We start from the raw sequence: 19,938 nt of genomic DNA on the forward strand, positions 1-19,938 counted from the left end.
CCCCACCCCACGGCTGCCCCACCCGGTACCGGTCGATCAAGAGGTTTGCGTCGACCGGATGGGCGCGGACGACGTAAACCTCCCCGATCAACCGGGCACCGGGTGGGGGGTTACCAGCTTGTCGGTAGGGGCATGCCCTCGGTGTAGCCGGCCGTGCTCTGTACTCCGACCAGTGCACGTTCGTGGAACTCGGCCAGGTTTCGCGCGCCCGCGTACGTGAAGGCGCTGCGCACCCCGGCGATGATCTCGTCGATCAGGTCCTCGACGCCCGGCCGGGTCGGGTCCAGGTACATCCGGGCCGAGGAGATGCCCTCCTCGAAGGCCGCCTTGCGGGCCCGGTCGAACGGGCTGTCGTCGGCGGTCCGGGCGCTGACCGCCCGGGACGAGGCCATCCCGAAGCTCTCCTTGTACCGCCGGCCGTCCGCGTCGGTGTACAGGTCGCCCGGTGACTCGTACGTGCCGGCGAACCAGGACCCGATCATCACGTTCGACGCGCCGGCCGCCAGCGCGAGCGCCACGTCCCGGGGGTGCCGCACCCCGCCGTCGGCCCAGACGTGCCGGCCCAGGTCCCGGGCCGCCGCCGCGCAGTCGAGCACGGCGGAGAACTGCGGCCGGCCGACCCCGGTCATCATCCGGGTGGTGCACATCGCACCCGGTCCGACGCCCACCTTCACGATGTCCGCGCCGGCCTCGACCAGGTCGCGTACCCCGTCGGCGGTGACCACGTTGCCGGCCGCGACCGGGACGCCCGGGTCGAGCTTGCGCACCGCCCGCAGCGCGGAGAGCATCCGTTCCTGGTGGCCGTGTGCGGTGTCCACCACCAGCGTGTCCACCCCCGCCTCCAGCAGCGCGGCGGCCTTGCCGGTGACGTCGCCGTTGATCCCGACCGCCGCCGCGACCCGCAGCCGGCCCCTGTCGTCCGTCGCCGGCCGGTAGAGGGTGGCGCGCAGCGCGCCCTTGCGGGTCAGCACCCCGACCAGCCGTCCCTCGCCGTCCACCACCGGCGCGAGCCGCCGCCGGCCCGCCGAGAGCCGGTCGAATCCGGTACGCGGGTCCGCGTCCGCCGGCACCGTGTGCAGCTCGGTCGACATCACGTGCCGGAGCTGGGCGAACCGGTCCACCCCGACGGTGTCCGCCTCGGTCACCACGCCCAGCGGGCGACCGGCCTCGTCGATTACGACCACCGCGCCGTGTGAGCGTTTCGGCAGCAGGTGGATGGCGTCGCCGACGGTGTCCGTCGGGCCGAGCGTGATCGCGGTGTCGTGCACCAGGTGCCGCCGCTTGACCCAGTCGACGACGGTGGCCACCACCTCGATGGGGATGTCCTGCGGGATCACCGCGACGGCGCCACGCCGGGCGACCGTCTCGGCCATCCGCCGGCCGGCCACGGCCGTCATGTTGGCCACCACCAGGGGGATCGTCGTGCCCGTGCCGTCCGCGGTGGCCAGGTTGACGTCCAACCGGGAACCGACCTCGGAGCGGGCGGGCGCCATGAAGACGTCGTTGTATGTCAGGTCGTGCGCGGGGACCGCGCCTTGAAGGAAACGCACGTCGCCATCATTCCCGCCCGCCGACGCCCGCGCCCCCGGTGGTAGCCGAAAACACCCTGACCAAGCCGGGAGCCGACGTGGTCAGCCGAGCAGCAGGGTCACCGCGACCGCGACCATCACGAGGGCGACCGCGCCGTCGACGAGCCGCCAGGCCGCCGGGCGGGCCAGCACGGGCGCGAGCCGGTGGGCGGCGGCGCCGAGGACCGTGAACCAGACCACGCTGGCCAGCGCGGCACCCGCGCCGAAGACCCAGTGGTGCGGATGCTGGCGGGCCACGCCACCGAGCAGGAGGACGGTGTCGAGGTACACGTGCGGGTTGAGGTAGGTGAACGCGAGGCAGGCCAGCAGCGTCGCCCCGAGGGTCGCCGGCGGCCGGTCGGCGGGGGAGAGCGCACCGGGCCGCAGCGCGCGGCGCACGGCCAACGCGGCGTACCCGAGCAGGAACGCGGCGCCGAGCCAACGGACGGCGGTGACGGCGGCGGGGTGTTCCGCCGTGGCGGTGCCCATCCCGGCGATGCCGAGCGAGATGAGCAGAGCGTCGGACGCGGCGCAGACGGCGACCACCGGCACGACGTGCTCCCGGCGCAGGCCCTGCCGCAGGACGAAGGCGTTCTGCGCGCCGATGGCGGCGATCAGCGCGATGGAGAGGGAGAAACCGGCGGCGGCGGAGCCGGCCGCGGAGCTGCTGAGGATTACGGGCACGGGCCGACGCTACGAGCCGCATGCGATGCAGCCCAGCTGAAGATTTTCATGGCGGATAAGCTCAGCTTCATCATGCTGGACTCCACGCAGCTCCGGACGTTCGCCGCGGTGGTCCGCGAGGGCAGCTTCGAGGCGGCGGCGCGGTCCCTGCACGTCACCCCCTCGGCCGTCAGCCAACGGATCAAGGCGCTGGAACAGGCCGTCGGGCAGGTGCTCATCCGCCGGTCGAAGCCGTGCCGGGCCACCGACGCGGGCCGTCCGTTGCTGCGGCTGGCCGGGCAGGTGGCCCTGCTGGAGCGCGAGGCGCTGCATGCCGCCCGACCGCCGACGGTCGGCGGATCCACCCCCACCCGGGTGACGATCGTCGCGAACGGGGACTCGCTCGGCACCTGGTTCGTCGGCGCGCTGGCGCTGCTGCCCACCGAGCTGGCGCTGCTGTTCGACGTCCGCCGGGACGATGAGGACCACACGGCGGAGCTGATTCGCGACGGTACGGCGATGGCGGCGGTGACCGCGCAGCGGGAGGCCGTCCAGGGCTGCCGGGTGGAGCGGCTGGGCGCGATGCGGTACGTCGCGCTGGCCCGGGCCGGGTTCGCCGACCGCCACTTCCCCGACGGGCTCACCGAGGCGGCCCTCGCGTCGGCGCCGATGATGGCGTTCGACCGAAAGGACCAGCTTCAGCACAGGTTCGCCCGTACCGTGACCCGCCGTCGGATCGACCCGCCGATCCACTACGTCCCGTCCTTCGACGGCTTCAACGAGGCGGTGCGGCTCGGGTTGGGCTGGGGCATGGTCCCGGAGCGGTTCGCCCGCGTCGACATCGCCGCCGGGCACTGCGTCGACCTCGGTGCCGGGCGTCACCTGGACCGCCCGTTGTACTGGCAGCACTGGCGGGTGGCCTCCGCCGCCCTGGACGCGCTGACCGCCGCCGTCCGAGCGGTGGCGGGCGCCGAGCTGCGCTGACGTCGCCCGCCCGCGTCCCGCTGGGTGGGCTCGGGGCTGCGCCGCGCTGGGGCCGCCCTCCGAGCGGGTAAGTCAGGCGATGGTGCAGATTGCCGCGCCGGCGGTGATGACGGCACCGACCTCGGCTGCGAGGCCGCTGACCGTGCCCGCCTTGTGGGCGTGCAGCGGCTGCTCCATCTTCATCGCCTCCAGCACCACGACCAGGTCACCCTCGGCGACGGTGTCCCCGTCGGCGACGGCGATCTTGACGAGGGTGCCCTGCATCGGGGAGGTGAGCGCGTCCCCGCTGACCGCCGCGCCGGCCTGGGCCCCGCCGCCCCGGCGGGCCGGCTTGCGCGTGGCGGGCGGGGCTGCGGTCGTACCCGCGCCGAGGCCGACGGGGAGGCTCACCTCCAGCCGCTTGCCGCCGACCTCGACCACGACGGTCTCGCGCCCGGCCGGCGCGTCGGCGGGACCGGCGGTGGCGGTGAACGGTGGGACGGTGTTGTCGAACTCGGTCTCGATCCACCGGGTGTGCACGCTGAACGGCTCGGCGGTGAACGCCTCGTCGCGCACCACGAGCCGGTGGAACGGCAGGGCGGTGGCCATCCCCTCGACGACCATCTCGTCCAGCGCCCGCCGGGCCCGCTCCAGGGCCTCGGTACGGGTCTCTCCGGTGACGATCACCTTGGCCAGCAGCGAGTCGAAGTTGCCGCCGATCACGTCGCCGGCCGAGATGCCGGTGTCCACCCGGACGCCCGGACCGGTGGGCAGTCGCAGCGCGGTGACCGTGCCGGGGGCGGGCAGGAAGCTGCGGCCCGGGTCCTCGCCGTTGATCCGGAACTCGATGGAGTGCCCGCGCGGGGCCGGGTCCTCGACCAGCCGCAGCTTCTCGCCGTCGGCGATCCGGAACTGCTCACGGACGAGGTCGATTCCGGCGGTCTCCTCGGTGACCGGATGCTCGACCTGGAGCCGGGTGTTGACCTCCAGGAAGGAGATGGTGCCGTCCGCGCCGACCAGGTACTCCACGGTGCCGGCGCCCTGGTAGCCGGCCTCCCGGCAGATCGCCTTGGCGCTCTCGTGGATCTGGGCGCGCTGGGCGTCGGTGAGGAACGGCGCGGGGGCCTCCTCGACCAGCTTCTGGTGCCGGCGCTGGAGCGAGCAGTCCCGGGTGCCCACGACGACCACGTTGCCGTGCTGGTCGGCGAGGATCTGCGCCTCGACGTGCCGGGGCTTGTCCAGGTACCGCTCGACGAAGCACTCACCCCGCCCGAATGCGGCGACCGCCTCCCGGGTCGCCGACTCGAAGAGCTGCGGGATCTCCTCCATCGTGCGGGCCACCTTGAGGCCGCGCCCGCCGCCGCCGAAGGCGGCCTTGATGGCGACCGGGAGCCCGTGGTCGACGGCGAAGGCGATTACCTCGTCCGGGCCGCCGACCGGGTCGGCGGTGCCGGGGACCAGGGGAGCGCCGGCCCGCTGGGCGATGTGCCGGGCGGTGACCTTGTCGCCGAGGTCGCGGATCGCCTGCGGGGCCGGGCCGATCCAGGTCAGGCCCGCGTCGATGACGGCATGGGCGAAGTCGGCGTTCTCGGAGAGGAACCCGTACCCGGGGTGGACGGCGTCCGCGCCGGCCTTCTCGGCGACGTCGATCAGCTTGTCGATCCGCAGGTACGTCTCGGCGGCGGTGTCGCCGCCCAGGGCGTACGCCTCGTCCGCCAGGGTGGCGTGCAGGGCGTCCCGGTCGGAGCCCGCGTAGACGGCGACGCTGCCCAGGCCGGCGTCGCGGCAGGCACGGATGACGCGGACGGCGATCTCGCCGCGGTTGGCGATGAGTACCTTGCGCACCTTGGTGGCTCCTCCCCGGAGGTTACTGACCGGGAGTTTATCGGCCACCGCCGTCGCCCTAACGATCGCTTGGTGTGGCATGCGGCACTGCCCGAAGGTCGGTAGTCAAACTTGTCTAATACGCTCGTCCGGTGTCTGCCACACGCATGATGATTCTCGGGCTGGTCAAGTGGATGCAGCCGGTGCACGGCTACGACGTACGTCGTGAGCTGCTCAGCTGGGGTGCCGACAAGTGGGCCAACGTGCAGCCCGGCTCGATCTACCATGCGCTGCGCAAGCTGGCCCAGGAGGGGCTGCTCCGCGAGGTGGCGACCGAACAGGTCGGGGCCCGGCCGGCCCGGACGACGTACGAGATCACCCCGGGAGGGCTCGACGAGTTCGAGACCCTGCTGCGCAACCTGTGGTGGGGCAACCAGCAGCCCGCCGACCCGTTCGTGGCCGCGTTCGCGTTCCTGCCGGCGTTGCCCCGCCCGGAGGCGGTGGCCGCGCTGCGCAGCCGGGGGCAGGTGATCCGGGCCGGCGTGGAGAGCATGCGCGCCTCGATGGAGTCGTCCTGGATCCGGGATTCCAAGCCGGTCGGGGTCGCCTGGACGTACGAGTTGTGGATCGCCCGGGGGGAGGCGGAGGCGGGCTGGTGCGACCGGGTCGCCGACCGGATCGAGGCCGGCGCGCCGTACCTGCCGGAGGGCCTGTCCGGCCGGGCCGGCCGGACCGCGGTGGGGCCGGCCGCTGCCCTCGCCCCGGCCCAGGAGTCGGAGTCGGAACCGGAGCCGGAACCGGAGCCCGGATCGTCGCCGAGAGTCGACGGGAACGCGTAATAATCAAAGTTGACCAGTGAATTTATATCGCGTTAGCCTCGGCGGGACGTCCGGAGTGACGCCCCTGTGCCACCCCCCTGCGGAACGGCCGGTTCCGGCCGGCCACGGACGAACAGGAGCGAAGATGATCGAGACCAGAGGGCTGCGGAAGTCCTTCCGCTCCCGTGCCGGTCGGGACAAGAAGACCGTGGACGCCGTCCGCGGGGTCGACCTGAACGTCGCCGAGGGGGAGATCTTCGGCTTCCTCGGGCCCAACGGGGCCGGCAAGACCACCACGCTGCGGATGCTGGCCACCCTCATCGAACCCGACGGCGGCGCGGCCACCATCGCCGGCGCCGACCTGCTTCGCCGGCCCGCCGAGGTGCGCCGCCGAATCGGCTACGTCGCCCAGGGCGGCAGCACCTGGGACGACTCCACCGCCCGCGAGGAACTCGTCCTGCACGCCCGGATGTACGGCATCCGCAAGGCCGACGCCCACCGTCGCGCGGAGCGCGCCCTGGCAGCGTTCCAGCTCACCGAGTACGCCGACCGCAAGTGCAAGACCTACTCCGGCGGCCAGCGACGGCGGGTCGACATCGCCCTCGGCATCATCCACGAGCCACGGATCGTCTTCCTGGACGAGCCGACCTCCGGCCTCGACCCGCAGAGCCGGGCCCACATGTGGGACGAGATCCGCCGGCTGCGCAGCGAGGGGATGACCGTCTTCATCACCACGCACTACCTGGACGAGGCCGACGCGCTCTGCGACCGGATCGCGATCATGGACCATGGCGAACTGGTCGCCGAGGGCACCCCGGTCGAGCTGAAGCGCGCAATCTCCGGCGAGGTGGTCGTCGTCGGGCTGGACGCCGCCGCGACCCCGCACGCCGCCCAACTGCTCGACTCCGAGCCGTACGTCAACAAGCTGGAGACCGTCGACGGCGGCGGCCTGCGCCTCCACGTCGACGAGGGGGCGACCGCCATCCCGCAGATCCTGCGCCGCATCGACAACGCAGGCCTCGCGCTGAGCTCCATCGAGCTGCACCGGCCCAGCCTCGACGACGTCTTCCTCACCAAGACCGGCCGCTCGCTGCGCGAGTCCTGACCCGCCCTCGACAGGAGAGCTTTCGTGAAACTCGCCCGCGACACGTGGTTGATCTTCCAGCGCCAGATACAACTGCTGCTGCGTAACCCGGTCTGGGTCGTCGTCGGCGTCTTCCAGCCGGTGATGTATCTGCTCCTCTTCGCCCCGCTGCTCAAGCCGGCCCTGAACGCGCCGACCCAGGCCGAGGCGTACAAGATCTTCGTGCCCGGCGTGCTCGTGCTGCTGGCCATCTTCGGCGGACTGTTCCAGGGCTTCGGCCTGATCGCCGAGCTGCGCGCCGGGATCATCGAGCGGTCCCGGGTCACCCCGGTGAGCCGGCTCGCCCTGCTGCTCGGCCGTTCGATGCGCGACGTGGTGTCGCTGCTGGTCCAGGCCGTCATCATCACCCTGCTCGCGCTCCTGTTCGACCTGCGGGTGTTCATCGGCGACCTGCTGCTGGCGTACCTGATGCTCGCCCTGATCGCGCTGATGACCTCGGCCGTCTCGTACGGCGTCGCGCTCAAGGTCAAGAGCGAGGACGCGCTCGCCCCGCTGATGAACACCGTGGCCCAGCCGGTGCTGCTGCTCTCCGGCATCCTGCTGCCGCTCACCTTCGCCCCCGGCTGGCTCCAGGGCGTAGCCGAGTGGAACCCGTTCTCCTGGGCGGTCGACGGCACCCGGGCGCTGTTCGCCGGGGAACTCGGCGACGACAAGGTCTGGCAGGGGCTGGCCATCATCGCGGTGCTGGCCGCCGCCGGCGTCGTCTGGGCCGCCCGCCAGTTCGCCCGCAGCGTGCGGTGAGCCGGAGGGCATCCTCCCAGCGCCCGCCGCCGGTGGGGCAGGGGTGCCATTCATCGCCGAGAGCTGCCTCTCACCGAGGGCGGGGCACCGGTCCGACGCGCGTAGCGTAAGGGCCGTGCCCCGCCTCACCCATGACCGAACCACCTGGCTGGCCTACTCCCAACTGGCGTTGTGGGGCTTCTTCCTCTACGGCTTCGGCCCCGTCGTCCCGCTGCTGCGCGACGAGCAGGGCACCAGCGCCGCCGTCGCCGGCCTGCACAGCACCGCCATCGCCGTCGGCGCGCTCCTCGGCGGGGCGCTGTTCGCACCGGTCGCCCGCCGGATCGGCCGGGGCCGGTCGGCCTGGCTCGGCCTCGCCGGGGTGGCCGTCGGCGTCACCGGGTTCGGCACCCTCCGGCCCCTGCCCGCGACCCTCGCCGCCGTCGTGGTGATCGCCACCTTCGGCATGATGGTGATCAGCGGGGTCAACGTCGTGCTCACCGCCCACCACGGCCCCACCGCGCCGGCCGCCCTCACCGAGGCCAACGCAGCCTGCGCCGGCATGGGCATCCTGGCACCGCTGCTCATCGGGGCGACCGTCGACGCGGGGCTCGGCTGGCGGCCGGTGATGGCCGTCGAGGTCGGCCTGATCGCGCTGCTCGCCCTCGCCGCCCTGACCTTCCGGGTACGCCCACCCGCCGCGTCACCGGCCGTGTCGGTCCCTGCCGCATCGCCGGCCCTGCCGGTTTCCGCCGTACCGTCGGCCCCGCCGGTCCTCGCCGCGTCGCCCGCCGTGTCGGTCCCCGCCGCGTCGGCGGAGCACGCGGTCCGCGCTGTAGCGTCCCGCGTCGGCGAACCGGCGGTCGCGCCGACCAGGGTGCCGGCCGGTGCGGGGCGTGCGAGGAGCGGAGGGCTGCCCCGGCCGTACTGGATCGCCTGGGTCCTGATGGCGGTGACCGGCTCGATCGAGGTCTGCCTGTCGCTCTGGACTGCCGATGTGCTCCGTTCGCACGCGGGGTTGGGCGCCGGGGCGGCCTCGGCGGCGGTCGCCGCGATCGTCGGCGGGATGTTCCTCGGCCGGCTGGCCGGCGGCCGGGCCGCGCTGCGCTACCGGCCCGTGCCGCTGCTGGTGGTCGCGCTGGCCGTCTCGCTGACCGGGTTCGCCGTCTTCTGGGTCGCTTCGGTCGGCTGGCTGGCGGTGACCGGGCTCGTCGTGCTCGGCCTCGGCAACGCGCTGCACTACCCGCTGGCCATCTCGATCGCCCTGGCCGTCGCCGGGCCGGCCGCCGACAAGGCGGCCGGCTGGTCGTCGTACTCGATGGGGGTGGGCTTCGGGATCGCGCCGGTGGCGCTCGGCTGGGTGGCCGACGGCGTCGGCCCGCACCCTGCCTTCCTGCTGCTGCCCGGGTTCATCGCGACGGCCGCGCTGCTCACCCTGCGGCTGGGCCGCGCGCTGCGCCCGCACGACCATGATCGACATGACGAACGGCAGGCCGCTGTCTCCCATCGGGCACAGCCCGCGACATCCCACACATCGGTCTGATCAAGGACGGCCCGGAGACGGTCAGCGCACCCGGGCGAGCGTCAGCCCGTCGGCGATCGGCAGCAGCACCGTCTCCACCCGGACATCGGCCATGATCTCGTCGTTGAACGCGGCGATCGCCCGGTCATCGGCGTTCTGCGGAGCGAGCACCCGGCCCCCGCGCAGCGTGTTGTCGACCGCGACGATCCCACCCGGACGCATCCGCGGCACCAACTCCGCCCAGTAGACCGGGTACCCCGTCTTGTCCGCGTCGATGAACGCGAAGTCCAGGTGCCGGTCGTTCGGCAACTCGCGCAGCGTCTCCCCGGCTGGCCCGATGCGCAGCTCGATCCGGTCGGCCACCCCGGCCCGCGCCCAGTACCGCCGGGCGATGCCCGTGTACTCCTCGGAGATGTCGAAGCAGGTCAGCCGCCCGTCCTCGGGCAGCCCGCGGGCGATCGCCAGGGACGACAGTCCGGTGAAGGTGCCCACCTCCACCGCCCGCCGCGCTCCGAGCAGCCGGGTGAGGAAGGTCAGGAACGCCGCCTGCTCCGGCGCCACCCGCATCCCCGCCTGGGCCGGCAGCGCGGCGAGGGTCTCCTCGACCAGGTCGCCCATCACCTCGTCCGGGGCCGAGCCGTGGGCCACGATGTACGCGTGCAGTTCCGGGGTCAGCGGCAGCGATTTACTCATGGCTGGAAGCTAGCCGAGCGGCTCGACCGACTGGCCGCCGGGCGCGATCTTCGTCCACAGGTCGGTGATCTGCAGGTCCAGTTCGGCGAGGAGCCTGCGCAGCAGCGGCAGGGAGAGCCCGACCACCGTCCCCGGATCGCCGTCGATCCCGTCGAGGAAGGCCCCGCCCAGTCCGTCGATGGTGAACGCCCCGGCCACGGCGAGCGGCTCGCCCGTAGCGACGTACGCGGCGATCTCGTCGTCGCTGACGTCGGCGAACCGGACGGTCGTCGAGGCGACCGCCTCCGCGCGTGACTCGTGGACCACGTCGATCAGGCAGTGCCCGGTGTGCAGCACCCCACTGCGCCCCCGCATCCGCTCCCAGCGCCCGACGGCGTCCGCCGCGTCGGCCGGCTTCCCGAGGATCTCGCCGTCGAAGGCGAGCAACGAGTCGCAGCCCAGGACCAGGGTCCGCTCGTCCGGGGACGGCCGAATCCGGCCGACGACCGCCTGCGCCTTGAGCCGGGCCAGTTCCAGGCACAGCTCCTCGGCGCTCTCGCTGACCACCTGGGACTCGTCGACCCCGCTCACCAGCACGTCGGGTTCGATCCCGGCGGCGTGGAGCAGCTTGCGGCGGGCGGGGCTCGCCGAGGCGAGCACGAGACGGAGCGGCATCGAGTTCGGCACGAATCCGACGCTACCGGCTACCCCCGCCCCCACGCGTCGCGGCACCCGGCCATTGGTTCTTCCGCCCCCGGGCCCGCCTCCGACCGACTCCGTTCCAGTGACGGTGTCCCAGTGCCCCGAATGCCGCCCACTTCACGACGTGGAGTTGAGCAGAAGCGCCGGACAGTCGATCCGATGTCGGCCGCTCACCGGCTGATTCGTGGCGGCGGGTCCTCGCCACGACGCCGCCGTCGGGCGACCAGCGCCCAGGCACCCCCGGCGGCCACGATCACGCCCAACGTGGCCAGTCCTCGGGCAGTCGCCCCGCCGTCGCCCCCGTCGTTGCCGGCCGGCTCCGCGACCGCCGTCGTGACCGGCCCGGACCCGGCCGGGGCATGCGCCGTCGCCGATTCGAAACCCAGCGGGGGTACGTCTGCCGTCAGCGCCGCGACCAGGTCGATGACGCCGTAGCCGTACTCGTCGTCCCGGCCCGGCGGACCCTTGTCGACGGCGGTGGCCGTGAGCCGGTGCGCTACCTCGGCGGCGGGGAGATCGGGGTACTTGGAACGGATCAGAGCGGCAGCACCCGCGACGATCGCGGTAGCGCTGGAGGTACCCGTGCCCTTCGAGTACTTGCCGCCGTAGCTGGTGCTGTAGATGTCGACAGCCGGCGCTACGACGTCCACAGTTGGTCCGGTGACCGACACAGCAGCAAGCTCTCCAGCCTGGTCAACGCCGCCTACTGCTATCACGCCTTCTTCTGATGCGGGATAGCCAATACTTATGTCAAACGGCTTATTGCCGGCAGCTGCGACCACCACGATGTCTGCTTGGAGTGCCGTCCTGATGGCCTGTTGTAGTCGCCGGCTCGCGCCAGCGACTGCTGAGATGCTGATGATGTCGGCACCGTTTAATGTCGCCCATTCGACGCTAGCAGCAAGCTCTTCGGTGTCTCCCTTGCCATCTATCTGCCTTGATCGTATGGGCAGTATCTTGGCTTCTGGTGCAATTCCAAGGGCGCCTAACCCCTTAGGAGTACCGTGAGCGGCAACCAGGCCAGCCATCGAGGTTCCATGGCTATCGTCATCTCTGCGGCCGTCCCCACCTTCTGAGACGTCGGTTCCTGGGAGTAGATTATGTTCAAGGTCTGGGTGTGGAAATACGCCTGTGTCGGGAATGGCAACGATTGTGCCTTTGCCTCGACTGATACCTTGCGCCTCTGCTGCTTTAAGGAAGCGCAGGTGCCACTGATCGTTTCTGATCTTCTCTGCGTTGCTCGAGTTGGAGGTGGCGCTGGTTGGATTGATGAGTGAAGTTGCGATGGTCAAGAAGGTTGCCATCGTAAGGCTAGCTAGCGAGAAATGAGTCATCGGTCGAAGCCGAGGGCTGGCCCTGGATCGATGGTGCCCTCGTCTTCGATGTGGCGGACCACTGGTGGTACCCCCTTGAGGGTCTCCCAGGGATGTTCCGGATCCCAGGAGGAAGGACTTTCGCCGGGCTTTCCTTGTTCCCCATTTTGGTTATTGGCGGCCCTTGGTCCAGAGTTGCCGCCGTTCGGGGATATCCCATGGAGGGGGCCAAATTGATTGCTGCGTCCGTTTCCTGGTCTGGAGCCGGCGGCTCCGGTGGGTGCTGTGCCAGCGCCGCCACCACCGATGATGCCACCGACCGGGTTGACCTTGCGAGGCAAGTTGGTGCCTCCTGGTTGACCAATGCCAAATCCGGGCGCGCCGCCGATTATTCCGCCAGGTGGTAGCGGCCTCGTTGGGTTGGACAGTGAAGGGCTGCTGCTATTCTTGGTGGTATGCCTTGGTGTGGGAATCTGTTCGTGGGTCGGCTTAAAGGGAGTTGAGCGATTAGAATCGTTAGTGACTGGCCGTGTAATTCCTGGTAGTCCGAATGTGGGCGAGGTGGTGGCGGGTGGGCTCGATGGGCCGCTTGCTGGCGTCGGGCTTCCCGGGATTGACGCATGGGCGGTGCTTGCTCCGCCGAGCACTGGACCAACGATTTGTGGTGTTGCAACGTGAGTCGTTGGCCTTTTGGGCAGTCCATTCTTCACCAGTGCTGATCGTGAAGGTGTCATAGATCTTGGCACGATGGGTGGAATGATCGGTGCGTCGCTGGCGTACACGTCCGGGTTGTCCGGCTGTCTTGGCGTCTTGGGTAAGGGCGGGGGTTGGCGGAGCATTACCTGGGCCTGTTGGAGTTCGCCGCTGAGGCCGTACATCAGGGTCCGGGCCTGGGCGTTGAGTCGTTCCAGGTCGACGTCGGTCACCGGCTTGTCCGGTACCCGGCTGCCCATCGCAGCCTTCGGGTCCGCCACTGTCGCCTCGTACGTCCGCTTCTGCTGGAGCTTGGTCACGTACTCGTCGTGGAGCGGCTTCAGTTCGACGCGGGCGCTGCTGATCGCGCGGGTGGCCGCGGCGAGGGCGTCGTAGTTCGCGGCGGCCGTGTCGTGGGTGCGCTGCACCTTGTCGATGAGGCCGTCGAGTTCGCCCAGGTAGGCCCGGGCGGCGGCGTTGGTCGCCGGTGGCCACGCCTCGGCCAGGCCGCGCCGGTACTCCTTCAGTCGGCCCAGGTGGGCCTGGGCGAGGTCGCAGACCTTGCGCCAGCCGGCGACCTGCTTCCAGTGCCCGGCGGTGTCGTGGTCCTGAATGCACGCCCACATGCTGAGCAGGTCCATCAGCAGCCACTGGGTGAGGCCGGACGTCCGGCCGCTGCCCCGCTCGATCACGGCAGCACCACCCGCCCCGACCCGCTGTCGGGGCCGGTCGGGTCGGGCAGGGTCGGTGTGAGGCGGGTCGGGACGACGACGCTGGGGTCGGCCAGGGCGCGCTCGACGTCGGAGACGCGGGCGGCGGAGAAGGCGTCGGTGTCGGCGTACTTCGTGGCGATCCTTCCGGCCGCGGCGGCCAGGCGGCCGGTGGCACCGCCGACGGACCAGACCATCGTGGCCGTGGCCTGCTGGGTCTCGTTGTGGGCCTGGAGGAACTGCACCAGCTCCACGAAGGCGTCAGCGGGGTTGGGGATCTTCGCCTTCATGTCGTCCGCGATGTACGACAGGTGGGGCGTGTAGTTCCGCTCCACCTCGGCCTGGAGCCTGTCGGCGAAGTCGCGCAGCTGGCGGATGTCGGCCTCGATGCCCCCGTAGTCGCTCAACCAGGGCGCGGGGCGGTCCTCCTCGGGGATCATCGGCCCTCCCTACCTGTCACGGCACCGTGTCCCTGAGTGAGGTTAACGGGTGCCAGTGACGTCCGGCAGCCCCGTGCACGCCTCAAGTCAGCGGGGCAGGCCGGAGGCCCGCCACGCTCCGGGGCCGGCGGCGGGCGTCGCTGTGGCCGGTCGGCTGCTGCGGGTCCAGATCGAGGCGCCGACCGGTCCGGCTGCGGCGACGGGGCGGGTCCGGGAGACAACCGCGCCGACCAGGGCGGCCAGTTCTTCGGCGGTCGGCACACCCCGGGTAACCCGCAACAGCGGCTCTTCGGCAGACATGGGCTCAGCGTACGCGCCGCGAACTTGACCTTCGCCGCACTGTGGCGTGCCGGCGGTGTACGGCGAGCCGCCGCCGGGTACCGTCTCCTGCGATGTCGAACCCGCTTCCCCAACTCGTCGCCGACCGGTACCGGCTCATCTCGCCGCTCGGCCAGGGTGGCATGGGTCGGGTGTGGAAGGCGCGCGACGAGGTGCTGCACCGGGACGTGGCGATCAAGGAATTGGTCCCGCCGCCCAGCCTCACCGCCGAGGAGCGCCGCGAGATGCGGGAACGCTCGCTGCGGGAGGCCCGCGCGATCGCGCGGCTCAACCACGTCAACGTGGTCCGCATCTTCGACGTGCTGCGTACCGACGGTGATCCGTGGATCGTCATGGAGTACGTGCCGTCGAAGTCCCTTCAGGACATTCTGGCCGAGGACGGGCCGGTGTCGCTGGCCAAGGCGATCGATGTCGGCCTCGGTGTGCTCGGCGCGTTGAATGCGGCGCACAAGGCCGGCGTCATGCACCGCGACGTCAAGCCCGGCAACGTGCTGATCGGCGACGACGGCCGGGTGGTGCTGACCGATTTCGGGCTGGCCACCATCCCCGGCGACCCGAACGTGACGCGGACCGGCATGGTGCTCGGCTCCCCGGCGTACATCGCCCCGGAGCGGGCGAGGGACGGCACCGCCGGGCCGGAGGCCGACCTGTGGTCGCTGGGCGCGACGCTCTACGCGGCGGTCGAGGGCAAGTCGCCGTACGCCCGGCCGTCGGCGATCGGGACCCTGGCCGCGCTCGCCACGGAGCCGATGCCGCCGCCGAAGAACGCCGGCCCGCTCAAGGCGGTGCTGACCGGCCTGCTGCGTAAGGACCCGGCCGAGCGGATGGACGCGGTGGCTGCGGAGCGGCTGCTGCGCCGGGCCGCCGGCCGCCGGGCGAAGGGCATCTCACTGCTCGACGGCGTACGCCGTCCGGGGCCGAACGGCCCGCGCGAGCCGCGCCCGGCGGTCGTACCGGCCCCGCGCCCGGCCGAGCAGCCCACGGAACGGACGGTCACCCCACCCACGCCGCGTACCCCGGGATTCGCCGCTGCCGCGGCAGCCGGTTCGGGGGCGGCCGGCGCGAGCGGCGGCGACGCGACCGCGAAGGTCCCCGCCGGCGCGGACGCCGATCCGACCGCGAAGGTGGACCGGACGACGCCGCCCACCGACGCGGATCCGACCGCGAAGGTCACCGAACCGGGTCCGGTCCTCGACCAGCCGGCGACGGCTGCCGGCGCGGGAGGGGCGACCGCTGACCCGACGGCCAAGCTGTCCGAGCCGACCGCGAAGCTGTCCGAGCCGGCGACCGCGCGGGGCGGTGCCGTCGATGACACGCGCGTCGAGCCGGCCGCCGACGCGCCGGTCTCGCCGCCCATCCCGCCCCGTGAGCGGGCCACGTCCGTGATGTCGGCCCCGGTGAGCCCTCCGCCGGTCTCGTCGGGCCGGGCCGCCGTCGTCGCGGGCGTCAAGCCCGATCACCGACGGCGCAACCTGCTGATCGGCGCGTTGGTCGCGGTGCTGCTGATCGGGCTGCTGGTGGTGGTGGTCCCGTTGCTCGGCAACGACGACGATCCGGAGAAGGGTGGCGGCCCGCAGGCCGGTGCCACGAGCGCCGCCCCGTCGGCGCCGGTGACCTCGGCGCCCGCGCCGTCGCCGACGAGCGCCGCCCCGCCGACGCCGAGCCCGACCGGGCTGGTGCTGCCCGACGGGTGGACCTTGCACAAGGATCCGACCGGCTTCAGCATGCCGCTGCCGAAGGGTTGGCGGCGCAGCGCGGGCAGCACGTGGGTGCAGTTCCGGGAGCCGAACGGGGTCCGCGAGGTGACCATCGACCGGACCGACAGGCCCCAGCGCGACGCCGCAGCGGCGTGGCGGGCCATCGAGGGCGACCGGCGGACGAGAGTCAACAACTACAAGAACCTGGGCATCCGCACCGTCCCGGGCTTCTGGAAGACCTGCGCGGACTGGGAGTGGCTGGAGACCCGGGACAACACCCGCCTCCACGTCCGCAACCGCGGCTTCGTGACGGCCAAGAACCGCGGGTACGCCATCCGCTGGGAGGTCCCCGCCTCCGAGTGGGCGGCCAACCTCGACGAGTTCGATCTGATCGCGAAGAACTTCGAGCCCGACCGGAAGGACTGACCGGCGGTTGCGGGCGGTGGAACACCGCCGCGTCGCGGCGCAATTCTCATCCGCGCGAAATTGACTTGCATGACCTTCCGTCACGCGGGGTACATGACCTCCACGACGGAAGGAGGTACGACATGGGACACCGAATCAGGGACACTCGACCCCGGCTGGCACTGTGGATGCTCGTCGCCCTCGGCGACGTGGTGCTGCTGCTGGTGAGTGCAGGTCTTCCGGTGCTGTTCGCGCTGCTCAGCGTCGTGACCGTAACCGTCGCCGGGGTGGCCGCCTGGCGGATGACCCGGCGGGGTGCGCCGGCCCGGCAGGGCGGGATTCACGCCCGGGTAGCGGCACCGGTGGTGTCGCGGCGAAGGGCCTGACACCGGCCGCCCGGGCGACGAACCGGCGGCAGCCGGAACGGACGTCGACCGTACGGTCGAATCCGGTCCCGCTGCCGCCGACGGCCTCCCCGGGGGCCAGGATCAGGAGTTGTTCGCGAGTGCGATCAGCCGGGTGCGGTCGCCGTTCCAGTAGTTGCGGTCGACGTTGCCGCTGATCCCGGAGACGGCCCCGGTGGCGGTGTACTGCCAGAAGCTGTAGAACGGTGCGCCGGCCGGCAGGGTACCCGGCGTGCTCGCCCAGCGGGCGAGCCAGAGCGGGTGGTTGGCCCACGGGCCGGTCCAGCTGCCGGTGCACTGGTTCCACCAGCTCGTGGTGGTGTAGATGACCGCGTACCTGCCGGTGCGGGCCCGGTACGTGTTCAGGAAGTCCTGGACCCAGTTGCGCATCCCGGTCGTGCTGAGGCCGTAGCAGTACCCGCCGGCGTAGGGGTTGCCCTCGAGGTCGAGCGCGGCCGGCAGGGTGCGGCTGTCCGCCGACCAGGCGCCGCCGTTGCTGGCGAGGTAGTTGGCCTGGGTGGCGCCGGAGGAGATGTTCGGCCGGGCGAAGTGGTACGCCCCGCGGATCACCCCGGCGTTGTAGGCGTTGACGTAGTTGGCGTTGAACCGGGGGTCCTTGTAGCTCGTACCCTCGGTGGCCTTGATGAAGGCGAACTGGATGCCGGAGTTACGCACGCTGGTCCAGTTGATCGCCCCCTGGTAGTTCGAGACGTCGATCCCGGGGGTGGTGGCAGCCGCCGCCGGGCCCGCGGTGGCGACGAGGGCGGTGGCCGCAGCCGCCACGGCGGTGATCCCCGCCGCGATCAGTCGGCGCAGCGTGAGTCCGGTACGGATCATGGGTTTCCTCCTCAGGGGCACCAATCTATAGATAGACATCTTTGAAGCTCGTTGCCCTGAATCGCAATAGACAGTAAAGAAATTTTCATCCACGGCGGGGATGCCGGTGCGGGCGCCGCAGCCGGGGCGGCGCAGCGTGGCCGGGTCGGGCCGGGGCCGGTAGGCTCGCGCCCCATGGTGTCGATCGACGGGCTGGGCACGCTCTGGGACCGGCTGTTCACCGCGCAGCCCGACCCCCCACCGCTGCTCGTCCTCGTCACCGCCGCGGTGGCGCTGGTGGTGGTGTCCACCCGGCTGCCCTGGCGGATCGCCCGCAACGCCGTCACCATCGCCCACGAGGGCGGGCACGCCCTCGCGGCCCTGCTCACCGGCCGCCGGCTGCACGGCGTCCGGCTGCACTCGGACACCTCCGGCCTGACCCTCTCGGCGGGCCGACCGACCGGGCCCGGCATGATCCTCACCCTGCTCGCCGGGTACGTCGCCCCGTCGCTGATCGGCCTCGCCGGCGCCTGGCTGCTGGGCGGCAACCGGATCACCCTGCTGCTCTGGGTGGCCGTGGCGCTGCTGCTGGCCATGCTGGTCATGGTCCGCAACGTCTTCGGGGCGCTGTCGCTGCTGGTCACCGGCGGGGTGGTGCTCGCCGTGTCCTGGTACGCCTCCCCGCAGGTCCAGGCCGCCTTCGCCTGGACCTGCGTCTGGTTCCTGCTCCTCGGCGGCGTACGGCCGGTGGTCGAACTCCAGCGGATGCGCTCCCGGGGCCGGATGCCGGAGTCCGACGCCGACCAGCTCGCCCGGCTCACCCCGTTCCCGCCGCTGTTCTGGGTGGCGCTGTTCGCGCTGGTCAACCTGCTCGCCCTGGTCGTCGGCGCGGCGCTGCTGGCCGGCCCGATCCTCACCGACGCCGGCCCGATCCTCACCGATGCCGGCGGGTTCCCGCGCGTCGGCCTCGACGCCTGATCGCCGCCGCGACCCCGGAGCTTCCCGCCCCGGTCGACGGGACGGCCGGAAATCCGGTCGGCTGATCCGGCAACCGCGCCACCCGGCCCGTGCGTGTCCACTGCGACCGACACGGGGGAGGTGGCAGGTGCCGGACGTCGACGGGTTCGACGAGTTCTACCGAGGTAGCCGGCAGCGGCTGCTCGGCTTCGTCTTCGCGCTCACGGGCAACCTCGCCGAGGCGCAGGACGCGGTGCAGGAGGCGTACATCCGGGCGTGGCAGCGCTGGTCCACGGTGCGCGGTTACGACGACCCGGAGGCGTGGGTCCGGGTCGTCGCCTCCCGGATCGCGGTCAGCCGCTGGCGGAGCCTGCGCAGCCGGGCCCGCGCGTACCTGCGGCACGGCGTCGACGACGTTACGCCCGCGCCGAGCACCGACACCGTCGCGGTGGTGGCCGCGCTGCGCCGGCTCCCCGAGGAGCAGCGCGTCGCCCTCGCCCTGTACTACCTGCTCGGCATGCCGGTCGCCGAGGTGGCGCGGGAGACCGCCGCCCCGGTCGGCACGGTGAAGGCCCGACTCTCCCGGGGGCGGGCCGCGCTCGCCGGGCTGCTCGCCGTCTCTGACCTGGAGGAGGCCGCCGATGCGTGACGACCTGACGTTCGCCGAACGGATGCACCGGGACCTGCGGGACGTCCGCTGGCCCGAGCCGGCGGAGATCCGGGCCCGGGCCCGCCGCCGCAGCCGGCGTACGGCGGTGGCGGCGGCGATCGCCGTGCTGGCCGTCGCCTCGGTCTCCGCCGTGACGGTCGGCGGCCGGGACGACGCGGTCGCGCCGTTGTCGTCCTGGGCCGAGCGGCGACTGTTCCAGCCCGAGCCGGAGCCGTCCGGGCAGGCCGAGATCCCGCAGGAGGCGCTGTTGGAGCCGGCCGACGTCGGCGTGCGGAGCTACGTGCGTCTGGGGGACACGGGGCTGGGGGAACAGGTCCAGGTGGACCCGCTGCTGGAGGTCTGCGCCGACGGCAGGGGACTGTCTGGGCAGCAGACCGTGTCCCGCTACTCCCGCTCGCAGGCCCTGCTGCAGAAGGACACGCCCGGTCAGGCCTGGTCGTCGGGTGGCCTGGTGCTCACCCAGGACGTCTACCGACTCGCCCCCGAGGCGTCCGCCCGGTTCTTCACCGGGCTGGACCGCATCGTGACCGCCTGCGCCGGCTGGACCGAGGTGGCACCCAGGCCGTGGGGCCCGGGCACCGTCACGGCCTCCGTGGCGCACACCTGGCGGGCGGTCGAGCGCGACTTCGCCGGCGACGAGGCGGTCCTGCTGCGGCAGGCCCTGTCGCAGCCGGTGGACGTCGCGACGGGCAAGCCCCTGGACGTGCGGTACCCCTCGGAGACCCGGATGGTCGTCCGGGTCGGGGACCTGGTCACCGTCATCGTGCCGGCGTCCGGGCTGGGCGTCGACGGGCCGAACATCGCCGGCTCCACGAGCGACGCGGAGCTGCTCGAACTGGGTCGTACCGCCGCCCGACGGCTGTGCGTCGCCGCCAACCCGTCCTGCTGAGAACCGGCG

Annotated in this window: 20 protein-coding genes; 10 read left to right on the forward strand and 10 right to left on the reverse strand. The window is 72.0% G+C overall.

The features are described from left to right. Positions 1-110: 110 nt before the first annotated feature. Entirely contained in the window at positions 111-1,550 is a 1,440-nt protein-coding gene (locus ACH4T9_RS01975) for a GuaB1 family IMP dehydrogenase-related protein (RefSeq protein ID WP_387019721.1), read from the reverse strand. Between the two features lie 81 nt (positions 1,551-1,631). Beyond that, positions 1,632-2,243 (reverse strand): LysE/ArgO family amino acid transporter, encoded by a 612-nt coding sequence (locus ACH4T9_RS01980; protein WP_396669877.1) that lies wholly within the window; start codon positions 2,241-2,243, stop codon positions 1,632-1,634. Between the two features lie 81 nt (positions 2,244-2,324). On the opposite strand from ACH4T9_RS01980, the gene ACH4T9_RS01985 reads away from it, so the two are divergent. Next, complete coding sequence (locus ACH4T9_RS01985; RefSeq protein WP_396669878.1) at positions 2,325-3,215, forward strand: LysR family transcriptional regulator ArgP; 891 nt, start codon at positions 2,325-2,327, stop codon at positions 3,213-3,215. A 72-nt stretch (positions 3,216-3,287) separates the two neighbouring features. On the opposite strand, the gene ACH4T9_RS01990 is transcribed toward ACH4T9_RS01985, so the two are convergent. After that, the gene (locus tag ACH4T9_RS01990; RefSeq protein WP_396669332.1) at positions 3,288-5,039 is read right to left on the reverse strand and encodes an acetyl/propionyl/methylcrotonyl-CoA carboxylase subunit alpha; all 1,752 of its coding nucleotides are present in this window, start codon (positions 5,037-5,039) and stop codon (positions 3,288-3,290) included. A gap of 131 nt (positions 5,040-5,170) precedes the next feature. On the opposite strand from ACH4T9_RS01990, the gene ACH4T9_RS01995 reads away from it, so the two are divergent. From ACH4T9_RS01995 to ACH4T9_RS02010, 4 genes are all read left to right on the forward strand, one after another. After that, positions 5,171-5,857, forward strand: coding sequence for a PadR family transcriptional regulator (locus ACH4T9_RS01995; protein ID WP_396669333.1), 687 nt, complete (start codon positions 5,171-5,173; stop codon positions 5,855-5,857). A gap of 124 nt (positions 5,858-5,981) precedes the next feature. Further along, the gene (locus ACH4T9_RS02000) at positions 5,982-6,941 is read left to right on the forward strand and encodes an ATP-binding cassette domain-containing protein (protein ID WP_396669334.1); all 960 of its coding nucleotides are present in this window, start codon (positions 5,982-5,984) and stop codon (positions 6,939-6,941) included. 24 nt (positions 6,942-6,965) lie between these two features. Further along, positions 6,966-7,721 (forward strand): ABC transporter permease, encoded by a 756-nt coding sequence (locus tag ACH4T9_RS02005; RefSeq protein WP_396669335.1) that lies wholly within the window; start codon positions 6,966-6,968, stop codon positions 7,719-7,721. Positions 7,722-7,836: 115 nt separating this feature from the next. Beyond that, a complete protein-coding gene (locus ACH4T9_RS02010) occupies positions 7,837-9,243 on the forward strand; it encodes an MFS transporter (protein WP_396669336.1) in 1,407 nt (468 codons plus the stop codon). 21 nt (positions 9,244-9,264) lie between these two features. Here ACH4T9_RS02010 and ACH4T9_RS02015 read toward each other — a convergent pair whose 3' ends face one another. From ACH4T9_RS02015 to ACH4T9_RS02040, 6 genes are all read right to left on the reverse strand, one after another. Then, the gene (locus ACH4T9_RS02015; RefSeq protein WP_396669337.1) at positions 9,265-9,915 is read right to left on the reverse strand and encodes an O-methyltransferase; all 651 of its coding nucleotides are present in this window, start codon (positions 9,913-9,915) and stop codon (positions 9,265-9,267) included. Between the two features lie 9 nt (positions 9,916-9,924). Next, positions 9,925-10,581: a Maf family protein gene (locus ACH4T9_RS02020; protein ID WP_396669338.1), complete on the reverse strand. Its 657-nt coding sequence runs from the start codon at positions 10,579-10,581 to the stop codon at positions 9,925-9,927. A gap of 185 nt (positions 10,582-10,766) precedes the next feature. Further along, the gene (gene mycP, locus ACH4T9_RS02025; RefSeq protein ID WP_396669339.1) at positions 10,767-11,900 is read right to left on the reverse strand and encodes a type VII secretion-associated serine protease mycosin; all 1,134 of its coding nucleotides are present in this window, start codon (positions 11,898-11,900) and stop codon (positions 10,767-10,769) included. 26 nt (positions 11,901-11,926) lie between these two features. Continuing rightward, positions 11,927-13,294: a hypothetical protein gene (locus ACH4T9_RS02030; protein WP_396669340.1), complete on the reverse strand. Its 1,368-nt coding sequence runs from the start codon at positions 13,292-13,294 to the stop codon at positions 11,927-11,929. Continuing rightward, on the reverse strand, positions 13,291-13,752 hold the full coding sequence (locus tag ACH4T9_RS02035) for a hypothetical protein (RefSeq protein WP_396669341.1): 462 nt from the start codon (positions 13,750-13,752) through the stop codon (positions 13,291-13,293). Before ACH4T9_RS02035 ends, ACH4T9_RS02030 begins: the two co-directional genes overlap by 4 nt. Before the next feature lie 87 nt (positions 13,753-13,839). Further along, complete coding sequence (locus tag ACH4T9_RS02040; protein ID WP_396669342.1) at positions 13,840-14,052, reverse strand: acyl-CoA carboxylase subunit epsilon; 213 nt, start codon at positions 14,050-14,052, stop codon at positions 13,840-13,842. Between the two features lie 92 nt (positions 14,053-14,144). On the opposite strand from ACH4T9_RS02040, the gene ACH4T9_RS02045 reads away from it, so the two are divergent. Both ACH4T9_RS02045 and ACH4T9_RS02050 read left to right on the forward strand, forming a co-directional pair. After that, on the forward strand, positions 14,145-16,214 hold the full coding sequence (locus ACH4T9_RS02045) for a protein kinase (RefSeq protein ID WP_396669343.1): 2,070 nt from the start codon (positions 14,145-14,147) through the stop codon (positions 16,212-16,214). Between the two features lie 122 nt (positions 16,215-16,336). Beyond that, on the forward strand, positions 16,337-16,579 hold the full coding sequence (locus tag ACH4T9_RS02050; protein ID WP_396669344.1) for a hypothetical protein: 243 nt from the start codon (positions 16,337-16,339) through the stop codon (positions 16,577-16,579). A gap of 102 nt (positions 16,580-16,681) precedes the next feature. On the opposite strand, the gene ACH4T9_RS02055 is transcribed toward ACH4T9_RS02050, so the two are convergent. After that, positions 16,682-17,434: a GH25 family lysozyme gene (locus ACH4T9_RS02055; RefSeq protein WP_396669345.1), complete on the reverse strand. Its 753-nt coding sequence runs from the start codon at positions 17,432-17,434 to the stop codon at positions 16,682-16,684. A gap of 174 nt (positions 17,435-17,608) precedes the next feature. Here ACH4T9_RS02055 and ACH4T9_RS02060 point away from each other — a divergent pair, with 174 nt between their 5' ends. The 3 genes from ACH4T9_RS02060 to ACH4T9_RS02070 all read left to right on the forward strand — a co-directional run bounded on the left by ACH4T9_RS02060 (position 17,609) and on the right by ACH4T9_RS02070 (position 19,929). After that, complete coding sequence (locus ACH4T9_RS02060; RefSeq protein WP_396669346.1) at positions 17,609-18,391, forward strand: M50 family metallopeptidase; 783 nt, start codon at positions 17,609-17,611, stop codon at positions 18,389-18,391. Positions 18,392-18,518: 127 nt separating this feature from the next. Further along, entirely contained in the window at positions 18,519-19,019 is a 501-nt protein-coding gene (locus ACH4T9_RS02065) for a SigE family RNA polymerase sigma factor (protein ID WP_396669347.1), read from the forward strand. Further along, positions 19,012-19,929: a hypothetical protein gene (locus tag ACH4T9_RS02070; RefSeq protein ID WP_396669348.1), complete on the forward strand. Its 918-nt coding sequence runs from the start codon at positions 19,012-19,014 to the stop codon at positions 19,927-19,929. The genes ACH4T9_RS02065 and ACH4T9_RS02070 overlap by 8 nt, the downstream gene beginning before the upstream one ends. Positions 19,930-19,938 lie beyond the last annotated feature (9 nt).

Source organism: Micromonospora sp. NPDC020750, assembly GCF_044334565.1.
In the GTDB taxonomy this organism is placed as follows: Bacteria; Actinomycetota; Actinomycetes; order Mycobacteriales; family Micromonosporaceae; genus Micromonospora.

Excerpts from the sequence above, each read along its gene's own strand:
- ACH4T9_RS01985 (WP_396669878.1), top strand. The coding sequence starts at position 2,325 with ATGCTGGACTCCACGCAGCTCCGGACGTTCGCCGCGGTGGTCCGCGAG.
- ACH4T9_RS02040 (WP_396669342.1), bottom strand. The coding sequence starts at position 14,052 with ATGTCTGCCGAAGAGCCGCTGTTGCGGGTTACCCGGGGTGTGCCGACC.
- ACH4T9_RS02015 (WP_396669337.1), bottom strand. The coding sequence starts at position 9,915 with ATGAGTAAATCGCTGCCGCTGACCCCGGAACTGCACGCGTACATCGTG.
- ACH4T9_RS02070 (WP_396669348.1), top strand. The coding sequence starts at position 19,012 with ATGCGTGACGACCTGACGTTCGCCGAACGGATGCACCGGGACCTGCGG.
- ACH4T9_RS02035 (WP_396669341.1), bottom strand. The coding sequence starts at position 13,752 with ATGATCCCCGAGGAGGACCGCCCCGCGCCCTGGTTGAGCGACTACGGG.
- ACH4T9_RS02045 (WP_396669343.1), top strand. The coding sequence starts at position 14,145 with ATGTCGAACCCGCTTCCCCAACTCGTCGCCGACCGGTACCGGCTCATC.
- ACH4T9_RS02050 (WP_396669344.1), top strand. The coding sequence starts at position 16,337 with ATGGGACACCGAATCAGGGACACTCGACCCCGGCTGGCACTGTGGATG.
- ACH4T9_RS02000 (WP_396669334.1), top strand. The coding sequence starts at position 5,982 with ATGATCGAGACCAGAGGGCTGCGGAAGTCCTTCCGCTCCCGTGCCGGT.
- ACH4T9_RS02060 (WP_396669346.1), top strand. The coding sequence starts at position 17,609 with ATGGTGTCGATCGACGGGCTGGGCACGCTCTGGGACCGGCTGTTCACC.
- ACH4T9_RS02055 (WP_396669345.1), bottom strand. The coding sequence starts at position 17,434 with ATGATCCGTACCGGACTCACGCTGCGCCGACTGATCGCGGCGGGGATC.
- mycP (WP_396669339.1), bottom strand. The coding sequence starts at position 11,900 with ATGGCAACCTTCTTGACCATCGCAACTTCACTCATCAATCCAACCAGC.